8 protein-coding genes are annotated in these 8,953 nt (G+C 48.6%); 6 read left to right on the forward strand and 2 right to left on the reverse strand.

Annotated elements, in window-relative coordinates:
- Together G1ANC_RS02710 and G1ANC_RS02715 are read right to left on the reverse strand one after the other, a co-directional pair.
- Window positions 1-1,189: ABC transporter permease (locus tag G1ANC_RS02710; protein WP_164997992.1), on the reverse strand; the 1,189-nt coding region annotated here is incomplete at its 3' end.
- Entirely contained in the window at window positions 1,182-1,922 is a 741-nt protein-coding gene (locus G1ANC_RS02715) for an ABC transporter ATP-binding protein (protein ID WP_129693487.1), read from the reverse strand. The genes G1ANC_RS02710 and G1ANC_RS02715, both read right to left, overlap by 8 nt.
- Window positions 1,923-2,138: 216 nt before the next feature.
- Between G1ANC_RS02715 and G1ANC_RS02720 the strand changes: the two genes are divergently transcribed.
- The 6 genes from G1ANC_RS02720 to argS all read left to right on the forward strand — a co-directional run.
- Complete coding sequence (locus tag G1ANC_RS02720; protein ID WP_195157090.1) at window positions 2,139-4,547, forward strand: ribonucleoside-diphosphate reductase subunit alpha; 2,409 nt, start codon at window positions 2,139-2,141, stop codon at window positions 4,545-4,547.
- 33 nt (window positions 4,548-4,580) lie between these two features.
- Entirely contained in the window at window positions 4,581-5,579 is a 999-nt protein-coding gene (locus G1ANC_RS02725) for a ribonucleotide-diphosphate reductase subunit beta (protein WP_129693488.1), read from the forward strand.
- A gap of 63 nt (window positions 5,580-5,642) precedes the next feature.
- Window positions 5,643-5,816 carry a hypothetical protein gene (locus tag G1ANC_RS04040; protein WP_164997993.1) on the forward strand — a complete coding sequence of 58 codons (174 nt, stop codon included), beginning with the start codon at window positions 5,643-5,645 and terminating at the stop codon, window positions 5,814-5,816.
- Window positions 5,817-5,865: 49 nt separating this feature from the next.
- The gene (locus G1ANC_RS02730; RefSeq protein WP_206660717.1) at window positions 5,866-7,464 is read left to right on the forward strand and encodes a CTP synthase; all 1,599 of its coding nucleotides are present in this window, start codon (window positions 5,866-5,868) and stop codon (window positions 7,462-7,464) included.
- 31 nt (window positions 7,465-7,495) lie between these two features.
- Complete coding sequence (locus tag G1ANC_RS04045) at window positions 7,496-7,660, forward strand: hypothetical protein (RefSeq protein ID WP_164997994.1); 165 nt, start codon at window positions 7,496-7,498, stop codon at window positions 7,658-7,660.
- 28 nt (window positions 7,661-7,688) lie between these two features.
- The coding region (argS, locus tag G1ANC_RS02735) for an arginine--tRNA ligase (protein WP_164997995.1) at window positions 7,689-8,953 on the forward strand (1,265 nt) is incomplete at its 3' end.

Genomic DNA, 8,953 nt, shown 5'->3' on the forward strand with positions numbered 1-8,953 from the left:
CGCTGAGTTTGCGGTTGTATTCGAGCGCGCCAAAGCGGAAGATGCGTACGGCGATAGCTATGACGATGATTGCTGCGGCGGCCAGAATAGCGATGCCTAGAGTTGCTTCGCCTAAGCCGAGGTTGCCGGCGGCGTTGCGCAGCATCAATGGTATTGGCGAGGTTAGCGGGAATAGCGACAAGAACTTCACTAGCGGCGCATCAGGCATTGATATGAACATTGTTACAGCATATAGCGGCCCGAACAGCAAAATCATTACTACACCAAAGAAGCTGTTGGCTTCTTTGGCGGTAGGTACAGCAGCGCCGATTGCTACTAGTAGGCCGGTAAACAGCATGAAGCTGCCAGCAAATGCCAAGAAACCGATGGCGATACGCTGCGGATCGACCGGCAGGCTGCTGAGATCAACTGATGGTAGTTTAAGCTGGTCGTGAAAAATCAGATAGCCAATGAGCACTGGCGATACGACCAGCAAGCCTTGGATAATCGCCAGAATAATCAGCGAAATGATTTTACCAACTATCAGTGTGCGAGCTTCGATGGTGGTGAGTATCATCTCGATGACGCGATTTTCTTTTTCCTCGGTAGTACTGGTTAGCATTTGATTGCCGAAGAATGTAATCAAGAAGTAAAATAGTATCAAGAATACTCCCGGCAAGATCATCTCTTGAATGCTATCGTGGACTTTGCCGTCGCGGTAAACGGTGCTGGTCGAGTTAACTTTGCCTTGGACAACTTTTCGAATAGCAGGATTGACATCTGACTGGACAGAGGCTGATAGCAAACCGTTAGCGAGGCTGCCGTAACGGCCGTTGTCAAAAATACCGACATCTTTACCATAGATTTCAATTGGCTGCTGATCGAGGTCTTTCGGGTAGTAGATATAGGCGTCAAGCTGGCCGTCTTTGACACGGTTGATGGCGGCTTGTTTGTCACTAGGTTTAACTTCTGCAGCCTTAGCGGCAGCGATTAGCGGTGGTTTAACTAAGTTGGATTCGTCGGTAATTGCCACGCTGAAGGATTGCTCTTTGAGCTTTTCAGCGGCGTCGTCGGTGGCTTTGTTTGATAGGAATAGGATGCCGAAAGTAGCCGCAAACACTAATGGAAAGCTAATTGCTAAAATCCAAAATGATTTTTTCTTGAGGGCGCGAACGATTTCGAAACGGATAACAGTCGATAAATTATGCATTTTGTTCCTCCTTGTTGTCGTGGCTGTAAACTTGGATAAAGATGTCATCGAGCGATTTGCCGCCAAATTGTTTACGAACGCTGGCGACGGTGCCGTAAGCGCGCGCTGCGCCATCCTTCAGCAGTAATATGCGGTCGCATAGGCGTTCAACTTCTTCCATCTGGTGAGTAATCATCACGACGGTAGCGCCTTTGGCCTGGTGTTCTTCGATAATTTCCATTAGCAGGCGGCGATTGACTGGATCAAAGCCTTTGGTTGGCTCGTCGAGAATTAGCAGCTCTGGGTTGTCGATGACGGTGATACCGAGCTGGACTTTTTGCTGCTGGCCACCCGAGAGCTTATCGAGGCGAGTTTTGGCTTTGTCGAGCAGGCCGACACGCTTCAGAAAATCAAGCGATTTTTGCCGGGCGTCGAGGCGGCTCATGCCCTTGAGCTGGCCGAAATAGGTCATAATATCAATAACCGGCTCTTTTTTGTAAAGGCCGCGTTCTTCTGGCAAATAGCCGAGCTTGATGCCGCTTGATACCGAATAGGGCTTGCCGCCGACTAGCAGTTCGCCGGCGGTCGGCTGATAAATGCCGAGCAAGGCGCGAATGGTAGTAGTCTTGCCGGAGCCGTTACTGCCGAGAAAACCAAATGTTTCGCCGCGTTTGACCTCAAAACTTAAGTCTTTGATGACTTCGGTCTTGCCGAAACGCATCTTAAAATGAGTAATAGAAATAATAGGTTCCATATTTTCCATGATAGCATAGGCTAAAGCAGTTGTGAAAATTACTAGCAAAAATGCTTGAAAAATCCATATTTAGCGTTTATGCTTGGTATACAGACGCTATATGTATAGTGTTTAGTAAAATAGACAAATATGCAAATAAATTGCGCAAAGCAAGCCCAGATGGCATAGCTAGTTTTTTGCGCTCAAAAATAGCAGCTAAAAATAAGAAAGGAAACGATGGCAGATATTACAGTTGTGAAACGCGATGGTAGTAAGCAGCTTTTTGATGCGAACAAAATTAATTTAACTTTGCTGGCAGCTAGCGAAGGCTTGCCAGACCAAATTGCGAAAGTGGCACAAATAGCGGCCGAATTGCAGTTGACGCTGTTTGACGGCATTACTACCGAGCAACTTGATGAAGGGCTTATCCAGACGGCAGTCCAAAATGTCAAAGACGACCCGGACTTCGATACGATTGCGGCGCGATTGCTGCTGCGAACTATCTACCAGCAAGTGCTCGGCGATTATACTAACGAAATCGAGCTTAAAAAGCTACACGCGCAAAAGTTCCCTATCTATATTCGCCAAGCCGCTGAAGAGGGTCTACTAGATAAGCGAATGGCTGATTCGCAGCTATTTAACCTCAAAAAGCTGGCGGCGGCGCTTGATCCGAGCAAGGATTCACTTAGCAAATATCTCGGCGTAGTTACCAACCGCAATCGTTACGCGCTGCGGCGCCAAAGCGGCGATCCGATCGAGGTGCCGCAATTCACTAATATGCGTATTGCTATGGGTTTGAGTTTTAACGAAACCAATCCGACTGAGGCAGCGATAAATTTTTACCGCCACATGGCTAATCTGGAATACAGTCCGGGCGGCAGTACGCGTGTTAATGCTGGCGGTTCATTTCCGCAGTTGAGCAATTGTTTTGTCATGGAGGTTCAAGACGATATGACTTCGATAGCCAAAAGTATTCGCGACACTATGTTCATCGCTAAAGGTACTGGTGGTATCGGCATTAGCATGAATAAATTGCGTGCTGCTGGTAGTCCTGTCAAAACCACCAATACCGAGTCAACCGGTCCAATTCCATTCATGAAAATGATCGATACGGCGCTATTTGCAGTATCGCGCAAGGGTAAGAAAGCGGGTGCAGCAGCGGCGTATATGGAGAACTGGCACCTTAATTTTTCGCAATTCCTCGATTTGCGCCAGAATTCGGGCGATCCGTACTTGCGGACGCGATTTCTAGATACGGCGGTGTTTATTTCGGATGAGTTTATGAAGCGCGTCCAAGACGGGCAGGATTGGTATTTGTTTGATCCGGCTGAAGTCGGCGACTTAAACGAACTATACGGTGAAGCATTTAGCCGCCGCTACCAGGAATATATCAAGCTAGCAGAAGCCGGTAAAATTAATCGCTTCGAAGTTGTGCCGGCCCGCCAACAGTTCCGCCAGATTCTCAGCAGTCTGCAAGCGACTGGACACCCTTGGCTAACCTGGAAGGATGCTATCAATTTGCGAGCGCTCAATAATAATACCGGGACAATCCATCTCAGTAATTTGTGCACCGAAATAACTTTGCCCGAGGACGAAAACAATATTGCGACTTGCAACCTGGTTAGTATGAATTTGTCAGCTTTTCTCAATGCTGATAAGACTTGGGATTGGCAGCGGCTAGAGTCGGCGGTGCGGTCGGCTACGCGGCAGTTAGATAATCTAATCGACATAACCAATACGCCAATCCCTGAGGCGATGCGCAGCAACGAGCAGAATCGGGCACTGGGGCTCGGCTATATGGGGTTATCGGATGTTTTGGAGAAGCTAGAGATTAGTTACGAAAGCGAGGCTGCCTACGATCTGGTTGATCAGCTAACTGAGTTTATCAGCTACCATGCCATTGATGAATCGGCTAATCTAGCAGCTGAGCGCGGCAGCTATCCGAACTTTGCTGGCAGCGGCTGGAGCAAGGGCTTACTGCCTATCGATACCGTTGATAAACTTACAACAGAGCGCGGCGTTAAGGTAAAAATTGATAGTAAATCGCGCCTGGATTGGGAAGTGCTGCGCCAAAAAGTCAAAAAAGGTATGCGTAACGCAACTTTGATGGCGATCGCACCGACAGCTAATATTTCGCATGTGGCAGGTACGACGCCAGGACTCGACCCGCAGTTTAGCCAGATTTTTAGCCGTAGTACGCTCAACGGCAAATTCCTAGAGGTTAATGCTAATTTAGTGCGCAAACTCAAACAGCTTAATCTGTGGGAATCGCTCAAAGACGACTTGCTGGCGAATCAGGGCGATATTCAAGGTTTCGAACAAATTCCGCAGGCAGTCCGCGATGTCTACAAAACTAGTTTTCAGTTGAGTCCGTACGCTTTTATCGAGGTGGCGGCGCGAGCGCAAAAATGGGTTGACCAGGCGATTAGCCGCAATATGTACCTAGAATCACGCGATATTGATGAATATATCGAAATCTATTCAGAAGCATGGCGTCGCGGTTTGAAAACGACATATTATCTGCATGTCAAGCCGCGCCATCAATCCGAGCAAACCACCGTTACATCGCAATCGGTACAGAAAGTTCGTACCGACAGCGCTAAAAGGGTAAGCGGTTTCGGCTTTGCTCGGCGCAAACAATCATAAACGTTGCTAAAATCACAATAATAAGGAGGAAATATGACGCAAACAACACAACCGCAAGGTATTTTGGGATCAGGCCTGCGCGACGGCTTGCAACTCAAGCCAGTACGCTACCAATGGGCGATGGATTTGTATAATCAGGCAGTTGCTAACACTTGGTTCCCGAATGAAGTACAGCTAGTGCAAGATTTGGCGGCGTTCGAGAAGCTGACCGACGACGAAAAACATGCCCTGAAAACGGTGATTAGTTACTTGAACCCAAACGAATTACTTATTAATAAGTCGTTAGCTTTTGGTATTTATCCATACGTCAATGCCGCCGAGGCGCACTTGTATCTATCGAAACAGATGTGGGAAGAAGCTAACCACTTTATGACCTTTGAATACATTATCGAAACGTTTCCGTTTGACCGCCAAGAAATTTACGCGGCAGGCTACGGCAAGAAAAGCCTGAAAGACAAGTCTGACTTCCAGACCAAGTATGTCGGCCGCATGCTGAATGATAAGCTGGATGTTACTACTACCGAGGGTAAAAAAGATTTTGTGCGCAATCTGGTAGCTTATAATATTGTGCTCGAGGGTATTTGGTTTTATAGTGGTTTTATGGTTGGCATGAGTTTTCGCCGGCGTAATTTGCTGCGCAATGTCGGCAGTTTGCTAGATTGGATTACCAAGGATGAAAATCTGCATTTAACTTTCGGTATTAACCTGCTGTTGACAATTCTTGACGAGAACCCAGATTTGCAGACGCAAGAATTTGCCGACGAGATTCGCGATCTGATTTTGCAGGCGGTGGCGCTTGAGGAGGCTTACAACAAAGACATGCTGCCAAAGGGTATCCTGGGCTTGAATGCGGATTATGTGAACCAGTATGTTAAGTTCATGACTGACCGCCGCCTGGAAGAACTGGGTTTCGAGAAAGAATACAACGTACCTAATCCAGCCAAGTGGATGGCAGCGGCCAACGATACGCTTGAACTAGTTAATTTCTTCGAGAGTACTAATACGAATTATGAAGTCAACACTGTAAAGTAGCAGTTTTAGCAATTGAATAAGCGGCCTATTAGCCTATAATGAATATAAGCAAAGGGGGAAATAATGAATCCATCAGCGATAATTAACGACGACATGACGCTCGAGGAAAAACTCGAGGCGATTGAACGCGAGATAGCCAAAGCGCAAGCTGAAGCCGATCAAAAAGCTGAAGCTGACGGCCTACCATCAGCGCCAATTGATCCGGCAACACTAACTATGTGCGAGGGCTGCCAATAGACACGCTACATATAGCGTACTCTAAGCGGTTATGCTATAATAAGGGCCCATGAAAGAGCAATCATACATGGGCAAACAGACAAAATATATCTTTGTAACTGGCGGCGTTCTCTCGGGGGTAGGGAAGGGAATTACCGCTGCGAGCATCGGCGCGGTACTGCAAGCCAAGGGTATTAAAGTGTCAATTCAGAAATGCGACCCGTATCTCAATGTGGATGCGGGTTTGCTTAACCCGGCAGAGCACGGCGAATGCTTCGTGACGCGCGATGGTGCTGAAACCGACCTTGATCTCGGCCATTACGAGCGGTTTCTAGATATAGAGTTGACGCAGAAAAACGCCACGCTGGCGGGACGCTTATTATCAGAGCTGATTGCCGATGAACGTGCCGGTAAGTTTCACGGCAAAACTGTCCAACTAATCCCGCACCTAACGCACGCCATTCAAGAGTCAATTATTGCGGCTGGCGAAGGCAGCGATGTGCACATCGTAGAAATCGGCGGTACAGTGGGCGACTACGAGGGGTTAAGCTTCATCGAGGCGATCCGCGAATTTGCTCACAAAATCGGCAAGGAGCGCTGCTTATACGCGCATGTGGTTTATGTGCTGTTTATTGATACCAGTAAAGAGTTCAAGAGCAAGCCGGCGCAAAATGCCTTAAACGATTTGCGCGGTTTCGGTATCGTGCCAGAGATCGTGGTTGTCCGCAGCGACGAGCCAGCGCCTGAGTCAGTTGCTCAAAAAATTGCTTTGTACGGCGGCGTTGACTTGCCGGGGGTGCTGATGCTGCCAAATCTCGATACCGTATTTATGATTCCCGAGCGGATAGCCGCTAGCCCATTGATGACCATTCTCGACAAGTTCACTGGTAATTTTGCTCAGCCGAATCTCGCGAAATGGCAAGCGTTAACTCAATTGCAAAGCAAAAAGCCAACTGATATCGTGACTGTCGGTTTAGTTGCTAAGTATATGGAAAACAAGGATACTTATCTGTCGGTGACCGAGGCGCTCAAGAGTGCGGCTTGGCATGAAAATGTTGGTTTGCATATCAAGTGGCTCAATGCCGAAACAGTTACCGAGCGCGATTTCGAGACGGTTGATGCTCTGCTGGTGCCAGGCGGCTTTGGCCCGCGCGGGATTGAAGGCAAGATTGCGGCAGCGCAGTATGCGCTTGAGCGCGATGTGCCGTATTTGGGGATTTGCTTAGGTTTGCAGACAGCGGTAATTGCGGCAGCGCGGCGAGCTGGGCTCGACGATGCTAACAGTACGGAGTTTGACGATGCTACGACGCATGATGTGGTGTATATTATGCCTGGCCAAGAGGGCAAAGAATCGACTGGCGGTACGTTGCGGCTGGGCAATTATCCGGCAGTATTCACGCCAGGGTCGCTTGCTTCCAAAGTATATCAGTCGGATCACACCGAGGAGCGCCACCGCCACCGATATGAGGTGAACCAGCAGTTTCTAGATGAGATTGCCCGTGGCGGCGTGGCGGTGTCGGGCTTGTCGCCAGACGGGCGGCTGGTCGAATTTATCGAGGCGCCAAATTGCCGCTATTTTGTCGCAACGCAAGCGCACCCCGAGTTTCGTTCGCGGCCAATGCGGCCGCATCCGCTGTTTGCTGGACTGATTAGAGCGGCTGTCTCTTGACAAATTATACTACTTATGCTAATATGAGAATATGGCAGAAGAAGAAAAACAAAAAGTAGAAGATTTCGAGCCAACTTACAACGAGAGCAGCGACGATACAGCGATGTTGCGAGCGGTGCTGCAATCGGATCATGCTCGTAATATTACGCCAGTATCGGTGTATCGCCAGCCAGATTTTGACGGCACGGAAGATTAACTGTAGTAAAAGTGTTATAATATGGTCTATGATTGATTGTGTTATTACACTGAAGAAAATAATTGACAAACTGTATCAGCAGCAGGTTGATGTACAGTTAACGCGCCCCGACCCAAAGTTTGGCGATTTTGCGACCAATGCGGCGCTACAATTAGCTAAGCCGCTGGGTAAAAACCCGCGCGAAATTGCTGAGGCGATCGCTGATGAGCTGCGCGGCCACGAGGAACTGAGTGAGGTTAGCGTGGCTGGGCCAGGCTTTATTAATGTGAAATTAAGCGATCAAGCGGTATTGGAGTCGCTGAAAGTGCGGCCAGCGACTAATCGTGCAGGCAAGACGGTCGTTATTGAAACGAATTGCTCAAATCCGTTTAAGGCTATGCATATTGGCCATGCTTTGAATGTGGTTTTGGCAGATACTATGGCGAATTTGCTGGCGGTGGACGGCGCGTCGGTACACCGAGTGAGCTACCATGGCGATGTCGGCACGCACGTCGGCAAGAGTATGTGGGCGATTCTTCGCGAAGTTGACGGCGATGTCAGCAAATTAGACGCTATTCCGGCTGATAAGCGCAACGAATTTATGAGTCGTACATATGCTGAAGGGGCACGGGCAGCCAAGGAATCACCAGAGGCACGGGTGAAAATTGATGAGCTGGCCAAGCAATCGTTTGTGTTGGACGATCCGCTGTACAAGCAGGTGTACGAGATTTGTAAGGCCTGGAGCTTTGATGAAATTGACGCCAATGTGGCGCGGCTGGGAAATGTGCCAATTGAGCGGCGTTATGTTGAGAGCGAGACTGAAGTACCAGGCAAGGCCTTGATCAAAGAAAAAACCCCAGAGGTCTTTACCAAATCAGATGGTGCATATATCTTCAAAGGTAGCCAATACGGTGCGTTTGATAATGTGTTTATCGGTTCGCACGGCAACGGGCTGTACGGCGCACACGATATGGGGCTGATTCAGTTGAAACATCAAGATTATCCGAACCTGGACCTGTCGATTACGGTCAACGGCGAAGAGCAGGCGGCGTATTTCCGCGGGGTGATCGCCGCTAGTGAACTGGCAATTCCAGAATTGAAAGGTAAATTATTTAATTATGCTACTGGATTGGTCAAATTAACAACCGGCAAAATGAGTTCGCGTACTGGCGAGGTGATTACCATTGACTGGCTGTTCAACGAATTCAAAAAAGCCATCAAGCAAGCCGGCGGCGAGCCGACCGACGAGGTGGTGGCGGGGGCGCTGCGCTATCAATTCTTGAAGGTGAAAATCGGTAGCGACGTAGTATTTGA

It is taken from the genome of Candidatus Nanosynsacchari sp. TM7_ANC_38.39_G1_1 (genome assembly GCF_004138385.1).

Excerpts from the sequence above, each read along its gene's own strand:
- G1ANC_RS02715 (WP_129693487.1), bottom strand. The coding sequence starts at position 1,922 with ATGGAACCTATTATTTCTATTACTCATTTTAAGATGCGTTTCGGCAAG.
- G1ANC_RS02720 (WP_195157090.1), top strand. The coding sequence starts at position 2,139 with ATGGCAGATATTACAGTTGTGAAACGCGATGGTAGTAAGCAGCTTTTT.
- G1ANC_RS04045 (WP_164997994.1), top strand. The coding sequence starts at position 7,496 with ATGGCAGAAGAAGAAAAACAAAAAGTAGAAGATTTCGAGCCAACTTAC.
- G1ANC_RS04040 (WP_164997993.1), top strand. The coding sequence starts at position 5,643 with ATGAATCCATCAGCGATAATTAACGACGACATGACGCTCGAGGAAAAA.
- G1ANC_RS02730 (WP_206660717.1), top strand. The coding sequence starts at position 5,866 with ATGAAAGAGCAATCATACATGGGCAAACAGACAAAATATATCTTTGTA.
- G1ANC_RS02725 (WP_129693488.1), top strand. The coding sequence starts at position 4,581 with ATGACGCAAACAACACAACCGCAAGGTATTTTGGGATCAGGCCTGCGC.